Genomic DNA, 15,762 nt, shown 5'->3' with positions numbered 1-15,762 from the left:
GCCGTCGTTACAGACGGGCCGCCAGGTGCTCGGCCAGGGCCGCCCAGGCGATGCTCTGTTGTTCGCTGTCGTCGCGCAGCGGCTTGCAACCTACCACTTGCCGGGCCAGTTCGTCTTCACCCATGACCAGGGCGTACAGCGCACCGCTCTTGTCGGCCTTCTTCAACTGGCTCTTGAAGCTGCCGCCGCCGGAGTTGACCAGCAGGCGCAGCCCCGGCAACTCGTCACGCAGACGCTCGGCCAGCGTCAAGGCGGCAAGCTCCGCCGCCTCGCCGAAGGCGCATACATAGACATCGGCGCCGCGGTTGAGGTCGGCCGGCAATAGCTCGAGGGTCTCCAGCAGCAGCACCAGGCGCTCGACGCCCATGGCGAAGCCGACGCCCGGCGTGGCCTTGCCCCCCAGTTGCGCCACCAGGCCATCGTAACGGCCGCCGGCGCATACCGTGCCCTGGGCGCCGAGCTTATCGGTGACCCACTCGAACACGGTGCGGTTGTAGTAGTCCAGGCCGCGCACCAGCTTGTGGTTGATCTGGTAGCGAATGCCGGCGGCGTCCAGGCGCGCCTTGACGCCCTCGAAGTGCAGGCGCGACTCCTCGTCGAGATAGTCGCCCAGGGTCGGCGCGCCGACCAGCACGGCCTGGGTCGCCTCGCTCTTGCTGTCGAGGATGCGCAGCGGATTGGTGGTCAGACGGCGCTGGCTGTCTTCGTCGAGCCGGTCGAAACGCTCGCGCAGGTAAGCCACCAGGGCGTCGCGGTAGGCGGCGCGGGCCTCGCTGGAACCCAGGCTGTTGAGTTGCAGGGTCACGGCGTCGGCCAGACCGAGCTTTTTCCACAGACGCCAGGTGAGCACGATGAGTTCGGCATCGACATCCGGACCCGGCAGGTTGAAGGCTTCCACGCCGACCTGATGGAATTGGCGATAGCGGCCTTTCTGCGGCTTCTCGTAGCGGAACATCGGGCCGGCATACCAAAGCTTCTGCACCTGACCGCCACCGGACAGCCCGTGCTCGAGCACGGCCCGCACGCAACCGGCGGTACCTTCGGGACGCAGGGTCAGCGACTCTTCGTTGCGATCGAGGAAGGTGTACATCTCCTTGTCGACCACGTCGGTGCCCTCGCCGATACCGCGGGCGAACAGCTCGGTGTACTCGACGATGGGCAAGCGGATTTCCTTGTAGCCGTAGCCATCGAGCAGGCTGACCAGGGTGCTTTCCAAGTAGCGCCAGGCGGGCGTCTGCTCGGGCAGGATGTCGTTCATGCCACGAATGGCTTGCAGTGTCTTGCTCACGCGGAATCCTTAGGAAGTGTCAGCTACGGACGATCAGTGCCGCCTCGGCGGCGACCTTCTCGGCCGCTTTCTCGCGAATCAGTTTTTCCAGCTGGTCGACCAGGTTGTCGTTGGTCAGCTTCGAGGCGGGCTTGCCGTCGATATAGACCAGGTTGTTCGGCGTACCGCCGGTCAGGCCGATATGCGCCTCCTTGGCTTCGCCGGGGCCGTTGACCACGCAGCCGATCACCGCCACGTCCAGCGGCACCAGCAGGTCCTCGACGCGGCTTTCCAGCTCGTTCATGGTCTTGACCACATCGAAGTTCTGCCGTGAGCAGCTCGGGCAGGCGATGAAGTTGATGCCACGCGAACGCAGGCGCAGGGACTTGAGGATATCGAAACCGACCTTGATCTCTTCCACCGGATCGGCAGCCAGGGAGATGCGGATGGTGTCGCCGATGCCTTCGGCCAGCAGCATGCCCAGGCCCACGGCGGACTTCACCGTACCGGAGCGCAGGCCGCCAGCCTCGGTAATGCCCAGGTGCAGCGGTTGCTCGATCTGCTTGGCCAGCAACCGGTAGGCCTCTACGGCCATGAATACGTCGCTGGCCTTCACGCTGACCTTGAAGTCGGGGAAATTCAGGCGATCGAGGTGCTCGACATGGCGCAGCGCGGACTCCACCAGTGCCTCGGGCGTCGGTTCGCCGTACTTTTTCTGCAGATCCTTTTCCAGCGAGCCGGCATTGACCCCGATGCGAATCGGGATGCCCTTGTCGCGGGCGGCCTCGACCACGGCCCTGACCCGATCCTCGCGACCGATATTGCCCGGGTTGATGCGCAGGCAGTCGACGCCCAACTCGGCCACGCGCAGGGCGATCTGGTAGTCGAAATGGATGTCGGCCACCAGCGGCACGCGCACCTGCTGCTTGATCAGGCCGAAGGCCTCGGCGGCGTCCATGTCCGGCACCGAGACGCGCACGATGTCGGCGCCGGCATCCTCCAGGCGACGGATCTGCGCCACGGTGGCGGCCACGTCGTTGGTGTCGGTGTTGGTCATGCTCTGCACCGCGATCGGCGCATCGCCGCCCACGGGTACCGAACCCACCCAGATCTTGCGCGAAAGGCGGCGTTTGATCGGCGATTCACAATGCATGCTTTACAACCCCAGCTTCAGGCGCGCGGTCTCGCCGGTGATGAAGGGCGAAACGTCCACCGCCTCGCCGTTGTAACTGACCTGGGCGCCGCGGGCGAAGCCCAGGCGCAACTCCATGGGCGCCTTGCCGCTCAGTTCGAGACGCTCACCGCTGCGCTTGAGCGCACTGACCAGCACCTTGCCGTTGGCGTCGGTGACCTGGGTCCAGCAGTCGGCGGTGAACTGCAGTGTCAGCGCACCCTGGCCCGGCGCGACGGCGACCGGAGCCGCGGGCTCGGCAGCAGCGGGCGCCGGTTCGACCGCGGCAGGCGCCGCCGACTCGGCAGCGCTGGCCTGCGGCTGGCTCGGGATGTCCTGCGCGGGAGCTTCGGGCAGCTCGGCGACCGCCTCGTCGCCAGCGGCAGCGGATTCGCCAGCCGGCGGTTCGGCTTCGCTCGCCCCCTCTGCCGACTCGCCCGGTTCGATCGGCAAGGGCAATGGACTGATCTGCTCCTCGCCCTGGGCAGCAACGACCGCCTGGTCTTCCGGCTCGGCCAGCGAATGCACCTGAGTGGTGCCGTCAGCGCCTTCCACCTCGACGTGCTCGATCCCCCGCTCGACCAGGCCGGCACCCGGACGGCCCTGCTCCTGCCACCAGAGGAAGCCGGCGCCGACCAGCGCCAGCAGCAGGACGAAACTGACCAGGCGCAGAATGCTTTGCGAATAACGCACCGGTTCCTCGATACGCCCGAGGCTATGGACGTCGCTGCCAGTGGCGTCGGTACCGGTGAACTGGTCGAACTGCAGCACCAGACGCGCCTGATCGAGCCCCAGCAACTTGGCATAGGCACGGATATAACCGCGGGCGAAGGTGGTGCCGGGCAACTTGTCGAAATCGCCGGCTTCGAGCTGGGACAGGCGCTGCGCCGTCAGGTTGAGCTGCCCCGCCACCTCGGCGACGCTCCAGCCGCGGTCTTCCCGGGCCTGGCGCAGGCTCTCGCCCGGATTGCTTGCCATCGGCTGAGTGGCTTCGCTATGCACCGCTTTCATTATTTCCCCGATAGATATTGCTGGTATTCCTGGGACCCCGGATACAGGCGCTTCAACTGCAGACCGAGGCTGGCCGCCTTGTCGCGATCATCGAAGATTTCCGCCAGACGGGCGCCCAGCAACAAACTACGGGCGTTCTGCCCGGACAATTCGCTGAAGGCTTCGTAATAACTGCGCGCCGGCACATAGGCCTTGTCCTGGTAGGCAAGCTGGGCCATCTCCAGCAGCGCACGCGGCTGCCGGCTGCTCAGACGCAACGAACGCTGGAAGTATTCCTTGGCCTGCTCGCGCTGCCCCAGTTGCAACGCGGTCAGCCCGAGGTTCTCGAACACCCGCGAACGCTCGGGATAGAGGTTGTCCTCGGCCGCCTTGAGGTAGAAGTTCATGGCGTCCTGATAACGCTTCTGCTCGTACAGGAAACCGCCGTAGTTGTTCAGCAGGCGGGCGTCTCCGGGACGCTGCGCCAGGGCCTTGCGAAAATGCTCGTCGGCCAGCTTCGGCTCCATTTCCAGCTGGAAGGCCATGGCCAGCGCGGCATGCGCATCGGCGTCGGAAGGGTCGAGTTCCAGTGCGCTCTTCAGCGGTATCTTGGCGCGCTGGGTATCACCCTGCTGGATATAGGCGATGCCCAGCTGCACATAGGCCTCGCGCGCCTCGTCACGCCCCTTCGCCGTGCGCATGGGGTTCACGTCCCCGGTGGTCACGCATCCGCCAAGCAGACTGACAACGAGCAACAACAGCGCTGGGCGCAGGGTCATGGGCATCCTCTCTTCAATTTCGATTGACGGCATTGCGAGGCTCCTGCGCCTCGCTGCCCAGTTGGCGCACGGCAATGTAGCGCTCGCTGCGACGGGTACGGTCCATGACCTGGCCAACCAGCTGGCCACAGGCGGCGTCGATATCGTCGCCGCGCGTGGTGCGCACGGTGACGTTATGCCCGGCCTTGTGCAACAGGTCCTGGAAACGGCGGATGGCGTTGTTGCTCGGCCGCTCGTAACCCGAGAAGGGGAAGGGATTAAACGGAATCAGGTTGATCTTGCAAGGCACATCGGCCAGAAGTGCGACCATCTGCTCAGCGTGCTCGGGCTGATCGTTGACGCCCTTGAGCAGGGTGTACTCGATGGTCAGCACGCGCTTTTCACCCAGCTTGGAGATATAGCGCTTGCACGCCGCCAGCAGCATGTCCAGCGGGTACTTCTTGTTGATCGGCACCAGCTGGTTGCGCAGCTCGTCATTGGGCGCGTGCAGCGACAGGGCCAGGGACACGTCGATCACTTCGGCCAGCTTGTCGATCATCGGCACCACGCCGGAGGTGGACAGGGTCACCTTGCGCTTGGAGATGCCGTAGCCGAGGTCGTCCATCATGATCTGCATGGCGGACACGACGTTGTCGAAGTTCAGCAGCGGCTCGCCCATGCCCATCATCACCACGTTGGTGATGGCACGATCGATCTTCGCCGGCACGCTGCCGAAGGATTTGTTGGCGATCCACACCTGGCCGATGATCTCGGCGCTGGTCAGGTCGCTGTTGAAACCTTGCTTGCCGGTGGAGCAGAAACTGCAATCCAGGGCGCAACCGGCCTGCGACGACACGCACAGGGTGCCGCGGCCGTTCTGCGGGATGTACACGGTCTCCACGCAGCTACCCGATGCCACGCGTACCACCCACTTGCGCGTGCCATCGGCGGAAATATTCTCGCTGACCACTTCCGGGCCGCGAATCTCGGCAGAGGCCTCGAGCTTTTCGCGCAAGGCCTTGCCGACATTGGTCATGGCGGCGAAATCATCGACGCCAAAGTGGTGAATCCACTTCATTACCTGGCCGGCACGGAAGCGCTTCTCGCCGATGGACTCGAAGAACTGCTCCATTTCCGGCTGGGTCAGGCCCAGCAGGTTGATCTTGCCGGTGGTATTGGTCATGGCTTCACCCTCGCATCGTTCGCCGGATCAGCGAATGCGTGCGCACAGCTCGGTGGCGGAGAAGAAGTAGGCGATCTCGCGCGCAGCCGAAGCCTCAGAGTCGGAACCGTGCACGGCGTTCTCGTCGATGGACACGGCGAAATCGGCGCGAATGGTGCCGGCAGCGGCTTCCTTCGGGTTGGTGGCGCCCATCAGCTCGCGGTTCTTGGCAACGGCGTTCTCGCCTTCCAGCACCTGCACGATGACCGGACCGGAGGTCATGAAGGCGACCAGATCCTTGAAGAAGCCACGCTCGCTGTGCTCGGCGTAGAAGCCGGCGGCTTCGCGCTCGGACAGCTGCACCATCTTCGACGCGACGACGCGCAGGCCGGCCTTTTCGAAACGAGTGGTGATCTCACCGATGACGTTCTTGGCGACGGCGTCAGGCTTGATGATGGAGAAAGTACGTTGAACGGCCATGTGAAGCTCCAGAAACTTAGGGTTAAAGCGAAAAATTAAACCCGCGAATTATACGCGGGTTCCGGTTAAAAGCGTAGGGCGGGCGCCTGGGGCGCCTGGGGCGCCTCGCTCAGTCGAGCTCTTCGATCCAGGCGGCCTGGATCGCCTCCAGCACCTTCTCCCCACCGCGCTGCGGGTCGTCGGAGAAGTCCGGCAACTCCACGACCCAACGGTGCAGATCGACGAAGTTGACGTAACGCGGATCGACATCCGCCTTGCTCTCACTGAGCTGGATGGCAATTTCCAGCACATCGGTCCATTTTAGGCTCATGCTGCTGCCTTCCTGATCAGTGCGGCGCTTCGGCCGCGTGATTGAGCGAATACTTGGGAATCTCGATGGTGAGATCCTCCTCGCCAACGATCGCCTGGCAGGCCAGACGCGACTGCGCCTCCAAACCCCAGGCCTTGTCCAGATAGTCTTCTTCCAGCTCATCGGCTTCATTCAGCGAATCGAAGCCTTCGCGCACGATGCAGTGGCAGGTGGTGCAGGCGCACACGCCACCGCAGGCGCTCTCCATCTCGATATGGTGCTGGTGCGCCAGTTCGAGGATGGAAACGCCGGGCTCGGCCTCGACCACCATGCCGTCCGGGCAGAACCTCTCGTGAGGCAGAAAAATAACCTGCGGCATCAACTAGTCCTCGATCTCGTTCAGATTGCGCCCGGCCAGTGCGGCCTTTACCGTCGAATCCAGACGGCGGGCGGCGAAGGCATCGGTCACCTGCGACAGGCGCTTGCTCTGACGCTCGATGGCCGGACCGTCGTCGCCGCCGAGCAGCTCGCGCAGCTCCTGCATCTGAAGCGCGATGACCTCGCGCTCCTCGGCGTCCAGCAGGCGCTCGCCGTCGGCCTGCAGCGCCGCCTCGACCGCCTCGAGCAGGCGCCGGGCATCGACCTGCTGCTCGCGTAGGGCACGGGCTGCCTTGTCGTCGCCGGCGTTCTGGAAGGAATCCTGCAGCATGCGGGCGATCTCGCCGTCGGTCAGGCCGTAGGACGGCTTGACCTGGATGCTCGCCTCGACGCCGGAACCCAGCTCGCGCGCGGCGACGCTGAGCAGGCCGTCGGCGTCGACCTGGAAGGTCACGCGGATCTTCGCCGCGCCGGCGACCATCGGCGGAATGCCGCGCAATTCGAAGCGAGCGAGGGAGCGGCAGTCGGCGATCAGCTCGCGCTCGCCCTGCAGCACGTGAATCATCATGGCCGTCTGGCCATCCTTGTAGGTGGTGAAGTCCTGGGCGCGCGCCACCGGAATGGTGGTATTGCGCGGGATCAGCTTCTCCATCAGCCCGCCCATGGTCTCCAGGCCGAGCGACAGCGGAATCACGTCGAGCAGCAGCAGCTCTTCGCCATCGCCACGATGATTACCGGCCAGGGTATCGGCCTGGATCGCGGCGCCGATGGCCACCACCTGGTCGGGGTCGATATTGGTCAGCGGCGTGCGGCCGAACAGCTCGCCCACCACCTCGCGCACGCGCGGCACACGGGTAGAACCGCCGACCATGACCACCGCGCTGACGTCTTCAAGCTCGACGCCGGAATCGCGCAGGGCACGGCGGCAGGCCTTGAGGCTGCGCGCCAGCATCGGCTCGATCAGCGCCTCGAACTGCTCGCGCGACAGTGCGCCGCTCCAGTCGCCATAGCGGACCTCGACGCGATCGGCAACGGTCAGCGCCTCCTTGGCCGCACAGGCTGCCTGCAACAAGCCGCGCTGGGCCGCCGGGTCGAGATCCTGGGAAAGACCGGCCCGCTCGATGATCCAGCCGGCGATGGCATGATCGAAATCGTCACCGCCGAGGGCGCTGTCACCGCCGGTGGCCAGCACCTCGAACACGCCACCGGTCAGGCGCAGGATGGAGATGTCGAAGGTACCGCCGCCCAAGTCGTAGATCGCCACCACGCCTTCGGCCTTCTGATCCAGACCGTAGGCGACCGCCGCCGCAGTCGGCTCGTTGAGCAGGCGCAAGACGTTGAGGCCGGCCAGACGCGCGGCGTCCTTGGTGGCCTGGCGCTGGGCATCGTCGAAATAGGCCGGCACGGTGATCACCGCTCCGACCAGCTCGCCGCCCAGGGCCTGCTCGGCGCGCTGACGCAGTACCTTGAGGATTTCCGCCGAGACCTCGACCGGGCTCTTCGCCCCCTGCACCGTCTCGATAAAGGGCATATGCGATTCGCCGACGGCAAAACGGTAGGGCAGTTGCTCGCCGAGCTGATGCACGTCGGCGATGCCGCGGCCCATCAGACGCTTGACCGACAGCACGGTATTGAGCGGATCGCCGGAAGCCGCTGCCTTGGCGGCCTCGCCGACTTCGACATGCCCTTCGTGATAGCGCACTGCCGACGGCAGGATGACCTTGCCCTCGGCATCGGCGATAGGCTCGGCCAGGCCGCTGCGCAGGGCGGCGACCAGAGAATTGGTGGTACCCAGGTCGATACCCACTGCCAGCCGACGCTGATGCGGCTGCGGGCTCTGTCCTGGCTCGGCGATCTGCAATAAGGCCATGGTCTATTCGAAAATCATCAGGCAGGCTGCCAGGCAACCCACGGGTTAGTCGTCGAGGCGCTCTTCTAACTGGCGCACTTCATGGGCGAGCTTGTCGAGGAACTGCATGCGGCGCATCAGACGCTCGGCCTCCTGGCGCCGAGCGTCGTCGTCCCAGCACGCGGCGAAGCCGTCGTTGAGCCGTTCCTGCGCCTCCCTGAGGCGACGCTTGAAGGTGGCGATACCAGCAAGATCGGCGTCGTCTTGCAGTTCCTCCAGCTCCTCGCGCAGCTGCATCTGCTGCAGGAGGAAATCCGGATCCTGCACCGTCACCTCCAGCGGCAACTCGGGGCCGCGCAGGGCGAGCAGGTAACGCGCGCGTTGCGACGGGGTTCTCAGGACCTGGTAGGCCTCGTTGAGGCTGGCCGAGCGTTCCAGCGCCAGGCGCTGCTCGCGCTCGCCGGCATCGGCGAAACGGTCCGGATGGACCTGGCGCGCCAGCTCACGGTAGCGGCTGGCCAGCTGATCCAGGTCGAGCCGAAAGCTCGGCTGCAGTTCGAACAACGCGAAGTGACAGGGACTACCCACGCGAGCGCCTCAAACGTTGAAGCTTTCGCCGCAGCCACATTCGCCGCGCACGTTGGGGTTGTTGAACTTGAAGCCCTCGTTGAGGCCTTCCTTGACGAAGTCCAGTTCGGTGCCGTCGAGGTAGACCAGGCTCTTCGGATCGATGATCACCTTGACGCCGTGACTCTCGAAGACCTGATCCTCGGCCGCCGGTTCGTCGACGAACTCGAGCACGTAGGCCAGGCCCGAACAACCGGTCGTGCGCACACCGAGACGAATGCCCTCGCCCTTTCCGCGCCCCTCCAGGGAACGCTGCACGTGACGAGCCGCCGCTTCAGACATGGTGATGGCCATTGCAAACCTCGTATCAGAGCAAGCCTTTCTTCTGCTTGTAGTCGCGCACGGCCGCCTTGATGGCGTCCTCGGCGAGCACCGAACAGTGGATCTTCACCGGCGGCAGCGCCAGTTCCTCGGCCAGCTGGGTATTCTTGATGCTTTCCGCTTCGTCCAGGGTCTTGCCCTTCATCCACTCGGTGGCGAGGGAGCTGGAGGCGATGGCCGAGCCGCAGCCATAGGTCTTGAACTTGGCGTCTTCGATCACGCCGCTCTCGCTGACCTTGATCTGCAGGCGCATCACGTCGCCGCAGGCCGGCGCACCGACCATTCCGGTGCCGACGTCCGGGTCTTCGGCATTCAGCTTGCCGACGTTGCGCGGATTTTCGTAGTGGTCGATGACCTTGTCACTGTAAGCCATGCTGTACTTCCTCTCTCATCAGGTGCCGCTCTGCGGCGGAGCGCCGAAACCCGGGCGATCCGCCTCGGCAGCTATCAGTGTGCTGCCCATTCCACGGAGGAAAGGTCGACACCTTCTTTGAACATATCCCACAGCGGCGACAGCTCGCGCAGCTTGTCCACCGCCTCGCGCACCTTGGCGGCGGCATAGTCGACTTCTTCCTCGGTGGTGAAACGACCGAAGGTGAAGCGGATCGAGCTGTGTGCCAGTTCGTCGTTGCGGCCCAGGGCACGCAGCACGTAGGACGGCTCCAGGGAAGCCGAAGTGCAGGCGGAACCGGACGATACGGCGAGGTCCTTGAGCGCCATGATCAGCGACTCACCCTCGACGTAGTTGAAACTCAGGTTGAGGTTGTGCGGCACGCGGGCGGTCAGGCTGCCGTTGACGTACAGCTCCTCCATGCCTTCGAGCTGGCGGTAGAAGCGATCGCGCAGGGCGGCGATGCGCTGATTCTCGGCAGCCATCTCTTGTTTGGCGATACGGAAGGCCTCACCCATGCCGACGCACTGGTGGGTGGCCAGGGTGCCGGAGCGCATGCCACGCTCGTGGCCGCCGCCGTGGGTCTGGGCCTCCAGGCGCACGCGCGGCTTGCGTCGTACGTAGAGGGCACCGACGCCCTTGGGTCCGTAGGTCTTGTGCGCGGAAAAAGACATCAGGTCGACCTTCATCTTCTCCAGATCGATCTCCACCTTGCCGGTGGACTGCGCGGCATCGACGTGGAAAAGCACGCCGCGCGAACGAGTCAGCTCGCCGATGGCGGCGATGTCGTTGATGGTGCCGATCTCGTTGTTGACGTGCATCACCGACACCAGGATGGTGTCATCGCGCAGCGCGGCCTCGACCATCGCCGGGGTGATCAGGCCGTCTTCGCCGGGCTCCAGGTAGGTAACCTCGAAACCTTCGCGCTCCAGCTGGCGGGTGGTGTCCAGCACCGCCTTGTGCTCGATCTTCGAGGTGACGATGTGCTTGCCCTTGCTGGCGTAGAAGTGCGCCACGCCCTTGATGGCGAGGTTGTCGGACTCGGTGGCACCGCTGGTCCAGACGATCTCGCGCGGGTCGGCATTGACCAGCTCGGCGACCTGGCGACGAGCGTTCTCCACCGCCTCCTCGGCCTTCCAGCCGAAGACGTGCGAGCGCGAGGCCGGGTTGCCGAAGTTACCATCGACCAGCAGGCATTCACTCATCTTCTGCGCCACACGCGGGTCGACCGGCGTGGTGGCGGAGTAATCGAGGTAAATCGGCAACTTCATCAGGTTTCTCCTATCAGGCAAACGCCCTGCTCATTCGATGGCGGACGCTTCAATCTTGTCCAGGCGCGGCGCTGTCTTACCGGTGCAGCGAAGCTGATCCTGGCGCAGCGCGACTTCCTGCACCTCGCGACGCCCGACCAGATCGGCCAGGCTGATGCCGCTGAGGAACTCGTGAATCTGCTGACTGAGGTCGCACCACAGGTGGTGGGTCAGACAGGTGTCGCCCGCATGGCAATCGCCCTGCCCCTGGCAACGGGTGGCATCCACCGATTCGTTGACCGCATCGATCACCTGCGCCACCTGGATACCGCGCATGTCGCGCGACAGCTGATAGCCGCCACCCGGGCCGCGCACGCTGGAAACCAGGTTGCCACGGCGCAACTTGGCGAACAGCTGCTCCAGGTAGGACAGGGAAATGCCTTGCCGCTCGGAAATATCGGCCAGGGATACGGGACCGTGCTGCGCGTGCAACGCCAGATCGAGCATGGCGGTAACGGCGTAACGGCCTTTGGTGGTCAGTCGCATGGCTCTACCACGAATCACTGAATTGCGGCGAAGTATGCGATTCCCGAGTATTTAAGTCAACTATAAGACCTATTGATTTACTCGGGATTGGCCGCAGAAGGAGGCGGCATCATAGCAAAGGCCGCCCCGGCATGCATCAGGCCGCGGGCTTGTCGCCCGGCTGCTGGTCCTTGCAGACGCCGGCGAAGTCCTCGTCGCGCAGCACCGGCAGGTCCTTGGCGCAGTAATCGCTGCCCAAAGCGGTGAGCGCCTTGCACATGCCTTCCAGGCGACCGTCGACCGCATGCAGATGGTCGAGCAACTGACCGATGGCGCGCGCCACCGGGTCCGGCATGTCCTGGCCGACGCCGTAGGCATCGAAGCCGATCTTCTCGGCCATGGCCTGGCGCTTGGCCTCCTGCTCGTCGTCGGACTTGACGATGATCTTGCCGGGGATGCCGACTGCGGTAGCGCCGGCCGGCACCGCCTTGGTCACCACGGCATTGGAGCCGATCTTGGCGCCGGCGCCGACGGTGAACGGACCGAGCACCTTGGCCCCGGCACCGACCACCACGCCGTCTTCCAGCGTGGGATGGCGCTTGCCCTTGTTCCAGCTGGTGCCACCCAGGGTCACACCCTGATACAGCGTGACGTCGTTGCCGATCTCGGCGGTCTCGCCGATGACGATGCCCATGCCGTGATCGATGAAGAAGCGTCGACCGATCTTCGCCCCCGGATGGATCTCGATACCGGTCAGCCAGCGACCGAAGTTGGACACCACCCGCGCCGGCCATTTCCAGCCCGAACGCCACAGGGCGTGGGCGACGCGATGCAGCCAGACCGCATGCAGCCCCGGGTAGCAGGTCACCACCTCGAAGGCATTGCGCGCCGCCGGATCGCGGTGAAAGACGCTTTGGATATCTTCTCGCATGCGCTCAAACATCGGACTTCCCCTGCTTGTGAGGCTCACCGCGCACGGCTTTCTCGGTCTCGGTGAGAATGCCGCGCAGGATATTCATTTCCAACTTGCTCACCGCACTACGCCCATACAGGCGACGCAGGCGGGCCATCAGGTGTCGCGGCTTCTGCGGATCGAGGAAGCCGATCATCACCAGCACCCGCTGCAGGTGCCCGTAGAACGACTCGAGCTCATCCGCCGTGGCCGCCTGGGAATTGAGCATGGCCGTGGTTTCCAGCTTCTCCACCTTGCTCGGCAAACCCTGCGCCGCCAGCCAGGCCATGCGCACCTCATAGGCCAGCACCTGCACCGCTGCCGCCAGGTTCAGCGAACTGAACTCGGGATTGGACGGGATATGTACATGGTACTGACAGCGCTGCAATTCCTCGTTGGTCAGGCCCGCGTACTCGCGGCCGAATACCAGGGCCACTTCGCCGCCGGCGGCGGCCTGCTCGCAGCTGGTCACGCCGCATTCGCGCGGATCGAGCAGCGGCCAGGGAATGCGCCTATCGCGCGCACTGGTGCCGATCACCAGCGTGCAGCCGACCAGCGCCTCCTCCAGCGCACCGACCACCTGCGCAGCGTCGAGGATATCGGTGGCGCCAGAGGCCCGCGCCACCGCCTCGCCACTGGGGAAATCCTCGGGAGCGACCAACACCAGACACGACAGGCCCATGTTCTTCATCGCCCGCGCCGCGCCTCCGATATTGCCCGGATGACTGGTACCCACCAAAACCACGCGAATATTGTCCAACAACACAGGCTCTCTCGGAGTCGACAAGGGGGCCAACGATCTTACCCAAGCCCTTGGATTAATGCCATGCGCCCTACGGACGGCACTGCATCCGCCGGACTTTTCTGCTAACATGGCCGGCTTTCTTTAACGCCCCAGGTGAACCTTCCATGCAGCCCATGCTGAATATCGCCCTGCGCGCCGCTCGCAGCGCCGGTGAAATGATCTTTCGCTCCATCGAGCGCCTGGACGTCATCTCGGTCGACGAGAAGGATGCCAAGGATTACGTCACCGAGGTCGACAAGGCCGCCGAACTGATGATCGTCCAGGCCATTCGCAAGGCCTACCCGAGCCACGGCTTCCTCGGCGAGGAAGGCGGCGTGCTGGAGGGCAGCGGCGAAGGTGCGGATTACCAGTGGATCATCGACCCGCTGGACGGCACCACCAACTTCATTCACGGCGTGCCGCACTTCGCCATCAGCATCGCCTGCAAGTACCGCGGCCGCCTGGAGCATGCCATCGTGCTCGACCCGGTGCGCCAGGAAGAATTCACCGCCAGCCGCGGCCGCGGCGCCGCCCTCAACGGCCGCCGCCTGCGCGTGAGCAACCGCAAGAGCCTGGATGGCGCCCTGCTCGGCACCGGCTTCCCATTCCGCGACGGTCAGCTCGACCACCTGGACAACTACCTGAACATGTTCCGCAGCCTGACCGGCCAGACCGCCGGCATTCGCCGTGCCGGCGCCGCCAGCCTGGACCTGGCCTATGTCGCTGCCGGCCGCTTCGATGCGTTCTGGGAGTTCGGCCTGTCCGAGTGGGACATGGCCGCCGGCGCACTGCTGATCCAGGAAGCGGGCGGCCTGGTCAGCGACTTCAGCGGCAGCCACGAGTTCCTGGAAAAGGGCCAGATCGTCGCCGGCAACACCAAGTGCTTCAAGGCGGTATTGACCGCCATCCAGCCGCACCTGGCGCCCTCGATGAAGCGCTAGTTCTACCGAGCAATAAAAAACGCCCCTCGGGGCGTTTTTTATTGCTCGAAATTCTTCTTACTGGGCCTGCTGCACCAACACCAGCTCGCCCTGCTCGTTCAGCGGAATCTGGCTGCCCGGGTCACGATCCATGCGCACCGTGCCGATCTTCTCGCCCACCTGGTATTTGACGTCATAGCCCACCAGCTTCTCACTGGTGTCGGTCACCGTATCGCAGCGGGTTTCCGTGGTGGTATAGGTGTCACGCTGCTGCATGCCCTCCTGGATCTTGTTACCGGCATAGCCGCCGCCGACAGCGCCAGCCACGGTGGCGATCTTCTTGCCGGTGCCGCCGCCGACCTGATTGCCCAGCAGGCCGCCGGCGATCGCACCGATGGCGGTACCGGCGATCTGATGCTGGTCCTGCACCGGACGCTGACGGGTCACGGTGACGTCCTTGCACACCTCGCGCGGAGTCTTGATGGTTTCATTGACCGGGGTCACCGCCAGCACCTCTGCGTATTCGGGGCCACGATCGACCAGGCTATAAGTGGCCACTGCACCGCCGGCGGTGACTCCAACGGCACCCAGCACCGCACCTACCAACATCGACTTGTTCATGTTCTTCTCCTGTCCGGCGAAAACGCCTATTGCCTTGCCTGGGACAATAAAAAGCCGCGGCGAGTTCACACTCGTCGCGGCCCTTGTCGACCGGCGTGACGCCCATCACGCCATCAGGGGCGCTCGTCCACCTCTTCGCTCACCGGCGGAATCAGGTCCTCGCGGGTCAGCTTGAGCCAGATCAGCAGGATGCTGGCGATATACACCGACGAATAGGTACCCGCCGTCACGCCAACGAACAGCGCGAGGGAAAAGCCCCACAGGTTCTCGCCGGCGAACAGCATCAGCGCCCCGACCGCGAGCAGCGTGGAGATCGAGGTCGCCATGGTGCGCAGCAGCGTCTGAGTGGTGGAGATGTTGATGTTCTCGATCAGATCCGCCTTGCGCAGCACGCGGAAGTTCTCGCGGATACGGTCGAACACCACGATGGTGTCGTTCAGCGAGTAACCGATCACCGCCAGCACCGCCGCCAGCACCGTGAGGTCGAAGGGGATCTGGAAGAAGGCGAACACGCCGAGGGTGACGATCACGTCGTGGATCAGCGAGAGGATCGCGCCCATGCCGAACTTCCACTGGAAGCGGAAGGCGACGTAGATCAGGATGCCGAACAGCGCCAGAAGCATGCCCAGGCCGCCCTGGTCACGCAGCTCCTCGCCTACCGCCGGGCCGACGAACTCGACCCGCTTGACGGCGAAGGCATTGTCGCCGCCGACCTTGAGCAATGCCTCGGCCAACTGATTGCCCAGCTGCGGGTCGTCGCCCTGCATGCGCACCAGCACGTCGGTGGTGGCGCCGAAGCTTTGCACCACGGCATCGGCGTAACCGGCGCTGCGCAACTGACTGCGCACCTGCTCGAGATTGGCAGGCTGTTCGTAGCCCAGCTCGACCAGGGTACCGCCGGTGAAATCCAGGCCGAAATTCAGCCCCTTGGTCACCAGGCTGCCCAGCGCCACCAGGGTCAGCAGCACGGTAGCGGCGAACACGACGTGGCGAATGCCCATGAAGTTGATAACGCGTTTCATCGTGC

19 protein-coding genes are annotated in these 15,762 nt (G+C 64.6%); 1 reads left to right on the top strand and 18 read right to left on the bottom strand.

Translation table 11 applies throughout. The features are described from left to right. Positions 1–7: 7 nt before the first annotated feature. The 16 genes from hisS to trmJ all read right to left on the bottom strand — a co-directional run bounded on the left by hisS (position 8) and on the right by trmJ (position 13,173). Positions 8–1,288 (bottom strand): histidine--tRNA ligase, encoded by a 1,281-nt coding sequence (hisS, locus tag ACUTAF_RS02325; protein WP_445578454.1) that lies wholly within the window; start codon positions 1,286–1,288, stop codon positions 8–10. Positions 1,289–1,307: 19 nt separating this feature from the next. Next, on the bottom strand, positions 1,308–2,420 hold the full coding sequence (ispG, locus tag ACUTAF_RS02320) for a flavodoxin-dependent (E)-4-hydroxy-3-methylbut-2-enyl-diphosphate synthase (protein ID WP_445578453.1): 1,113 nt from the start codon (positions 2,418–2,420) through the stop codon (positions 1,308–1,310). A gap of 3 nt (positions 2,421–2,423) precedes the next feature. Further along, positions 2,424–3,449 carry a RodZ domain-containing protein gene (locus ACUTAF_RS02315; RefSeq protein ID WP_445578452.1) on the bottom strand — a complete coding sequence of 342 codons (1,026 nt, stop codon included), beginning with the start codon at positions 3,447–3,449 and terminating at the stop codon, positions 2,424–2,426. Beyond that, positions 3,449–4,207, bottom strand: coding sequence for a type IV pilus biogenesis/stability protein PilW (gene pilW, locus ACUTAF_RS02310; RefSeq protein WP_445578451.1), 759 nt, complete (start codon positions 4,205–4,207; stop codon positions 3,449–3,451). The genes ACUTAF_RS02315 and pilW overlap by 1 nt, the downstream gene beginning before the upstream one ends. A 13-nt stretch (positions 4,208–4,220) precedes the next feature. Continuing rightward, the gene (gene rlmN / locus ACUTAF_RS02305) at positions 4,221–5,369 is read right to left on the bottom strand and encodes a dual-specificity RNA methyltransferase RlmN (protein ID WP_445578450.1); all 1,149 of its coding nucleotides are present in this window, start codon (positions 5,367–5,369) and stop codon (positions 4,221–4,223) included. 27 nt (positions 5,370–5,396) lie between these two features. Beyond that, on the bottom strand, positions 5,397–5,828 hold the full coding sequence (gene ndk / locus ACUTAF_RS02300) for a nucleoside-diphosphate kinase (protein WP_017675177.1): 432 nt from the start codon (positions 5,826–5,828) through the stop codon (positions 5,397–5,399). A gap of 109 nt (positions 5,829–5,937) precedes the next feature. Beyond that, positions 5,938–6,138: a Fe-S cluster assembly protein IscX gene (gene iscX, locus ACUTAF_RS02295; RefSeq protein WP_445578449.1), complete on the bottom strand. Its 201-nt coding sequence runs from the start codon at positions 6,136–6,138 to the stop codon at positions 5,938–5,940. Between the two features lie 16 nt (positions 6,139–6,154). Continuing rightward, complete coding sequence (gene fdx / locus ACUTAF_RS02290; protein ID WP_445578448.1) at positions 6,155–6,496, bottom strand: ISC system 2Fe-2S type ferredoxin; 342 nt, start codon at positions 6,494–6,496, stop codon at positions 6,155–6,157. Between the two features lie 3 nt (positions 6,497–6,499). Beyond that, a complete protein-coding gene (gene hscA / locus ACUTAF_RS02285; protein ID WP_445578447.1) occupies positions 6,500–8,365 on the bottom strand; it encodes a Fe-S protein assembly chaperone HscA in 1,866 nt (621 codons plus the stop codon). A 45-nt stretch (positions 8,366–8,410) separates the two neighbouring features. Beyond that, positions 8,411–8,932 carry a co-chaperone HscB gene (hscB, locus tag ACUTAF_RS02280; protein WP_445578446.1) on the bottom strand — a complete coding sequence of 174 codons (522 nt, stop codon included), beginning with the start codon at positions 8,930–8,932 and terminating at the stop codon, positions 8,411–8,413. A 9-nt stretch (positions 8,933–8,941) separates the two neighbouring features. Continuing rightward, positions 8,942–9,265, bottom strand: coding sequence for an iron-sulfur cluster assembly protein IscA (iscA, locus tag ACUTAF_RS02275; protein ID WP_061241133.1), 324 nt, complete (start codon positions 9,263–9,265; stop codon positions 8,942–8,944). Between the two features lie 13 nt (positions 9,266–9,278). Next, positions 9,279–9,665 (bottom strand): Fe-S cluster assembly scaffold IscU, encoded by a 387-nt coding sequence (gene iscU / locus ACUTAF_RS02270; RefSeq protein ID WP_017362576.1) that lies wholly within the window; start codon positions 9,663–9,665, stop codon positions 9,279–9,281. A gap of 74 nt (positions 9,666–9,739) precedes the next feature. Beyond that, on the bottom strand, positions 9,740–10,954 hold the full coding sequence (locus tag ACUTAF_RS02265) for an IscS subfamily cysteine desulfurase (protein ID WP_445578445.1): 1,215 nt from the start codon (positions 10,952–10,954) through the stop codon (positions 9,740–9,742). A gap of 30 nt (positions 10,955–10,984) precedes the next feature. Next, positions 10,985–11,479 (bottom strand): Fe-S cluster assembly transcriptional regulator IscR, encoded by a 495-nt coding sequence (gene iscR, locus ACUTAF_RS02260; protein ID WP_445578444.1) that lies wholly within the window; start codon positions 11,477–11,479, stop codon positions 10,985–10,987. A 136-nt stretch (positions 11,480–11,615) separates the two neighbouring features. Continuing rightward, on the bottom strand, positions 11,616–12,401 hold the full coding sequence (cysE, locus tag ACUTAF_RS02255; RefSeq protein WP_445578443.1) for a serine O-acetyltransferase: 786 nt from the start codon (positions 12,399–12,401) through the stop codon (positions 11,616–11,618). Next, positions 12,394–13,173, bottom strand: a complete 780-nt coding sequence (gene trmJ, locus ACUTAF_RS02250; protein ID WP_445578442.1) for a tRNA (cytosine(32)/uridine(32)-2'-O)-methyltransferase TrmJ — start codon at positions 13,171–13,173, stop codon at positions 12,394–12,396. The genes cysE and trmJ overlap by 8 nt, the downstream gene beginning before the upstream one ends. A 146-nt stretch (positions 13,174–13,319) precedes the next feature. Here trmJ and suhB point away from each other — a divergent pair, with 146 nt between their 5' ends. Then, positions 13,320–14,135, top strand: a complete 816-nt coding sequence (gene suhB / locus ACUTAF_RS02245; protein ID WP_445578441.1) for a type III secretion system regulator SuhB — start codon at positions 13,320–13,322, stop codon at positions 14,133–14,135. A gap of 57 nt (positions 14,136–14,192) precedes the next feature. Here the strand turns inward: suhB and ACUTAF_RS02240 are convergent, their stop codons facing one another. Together ACUTAF_RS02240 and secF are read right to left on the bottom strand one after the other, a co-directional pair. Beyond that, complete coding sequence (locus tag ACUTAF_RS02240) at positions 14,193–14,735, bottom strand: glycine zipper 2TM domain-containing protein (protein ID WP_445578440.1); 543 nt, start codon at positions 14,733–14,735, stop codon at positions 14,193–14,195. 113 nt (positions 14,736–14,848) lie between these two features. Then, the gene (gene secF, locus ACUTAF_RS02235) at positions 14,849–15,757 is read right to left on the bottom strand and encodes a protein translocase subunit SecF (protein WP_445578439.1); all 909 of its coding nucleotides are present in this window, start codon (positions 15,755–15,757) and stop codon (positions 14,849–14,851) included. Between the last annotated feature and the right edge of the window lie 5 nt (positions 15,758–15,762).

Source organism: Pseudomonas sp. SP16.1, from assembly GCF_052682975.1.
The sequence above is the reverse complement of the archived record's forward strand: the minus strand, read 5'-3'. Positions and strand labels throughout refer to the sequence as shown.

Excerpts from the sequence above, each read along its gene's own strand:
- secF (WP_445578439.1), bottom strand. The coding sequence starts at position 15,757 with ATGAAACGCGTTATCAACTTCATGGGCATTCGCCACGTCGTGTTCGCC.
- rlmN (WP_445578450.1), bottom strand. The coding sequence starts at position 5,369 with ATGACCAATACCACCGGCAAGATCAACCTGCTGGGCCTGACCCAGCCG.
- pilW (WP_445578451.1), bottom strand. The coding sequence starts at position 4,207 with ATGACCCTGCGCCCAGCGCTGTTGTTGCTCGTTGTCAGTCTGCTTGGC.
- hscA (WP_445578447.1), bottom strand. The coding sequence starts at position 8,365 with ATGGCCTTATTGCAGATCGCCGAGCCAGGACAGAGCCCGCAGCCGCAT.
- ACUTAF_RS02265 (WP_445578445.1), bottom strand. The coding sequence starts at position 10,954 with ATGAAGTTGCCGATTTACCTCGATTACTCCGCCACCACGCCGGTCGAC.
- ACUTAF_RS02240 (WP_445578440.1), bottom strand. The coding sequence starts at position 14,735 with ATGAACAAGTCGATGTTGGTAGGTGCGGTGCTGGGTGCCGTTGGAGTC.
- cysE (WP_445578443.1), bottom strand. The coding sequence starts at position 12,401 with ATGTTTGAGCGCATGCGAGAAGATATCCAAAGCGTCTTTCACCGCGAT.
- iscA (WP_061241133.1), bottom strand. The coding sequence starts at position 9,265 with ATGGCCATCACCATGTCTGAAGCGGCGGCTCGTCACGTGCAGCGTTCC.
- iscR (WP_445578444.1), bottom strand. The coding sequence starts at position 11,479 with ATGCGACTGACCACCAAAGGCCGTTACGCCGTTACCGCCATGCTCGAT.
- iscU (WP_017362576.1), bottom strand. The coding sequence starts at position 9,665 with ATGGCTTACAGTGACAAGGTCATCGACCACTACGAAAATCCGCGCAAC.
- suhB (WP_445578441.1), top strand. The coding sequence starts at position 13,320 with ATGCAGCCCATGCTGAATATCGCCCTGCGCGCCGCTCGCAGCGCCGGT.
- ACUTAF_RS02315 (WP_445578452.1), bottom strand. The coding sequence starts at position 3,449 with ATGAAAGCGGTGCATAGCGAAGCCACTCAGCCGATGGCAAGCAATCCG.
- iscX (WP_445578449.1), bottom strand. The coding sequence starts at position 6,138 with ATGAGCCTAAAATGGACCGATGTGCTGGAAATTGCCATCCAGCTCAGT.
- ndk (WP_017675177.1), bottom strand. The coding sequence starts at position 5,828 with ATGGCCGTTCAACGTACTTTCTCCATCATCAAGCCTGACGCCGTCGCC.
- ispG (WP_445578453.1), bottom strand. The coding sequence starts at position 2,420 with ATGCATTGTGAATCGCCGATCAAACGCCGCCTTTCGCGCAAGATCTGG.
- fdx (WP_445578448.1), bottom strand. The coding sequence starts at position 6,496 with ATGCCGCAGGTTATTTTTCTGCCTCACGAGAGGTTCTGCCCGGACGGC.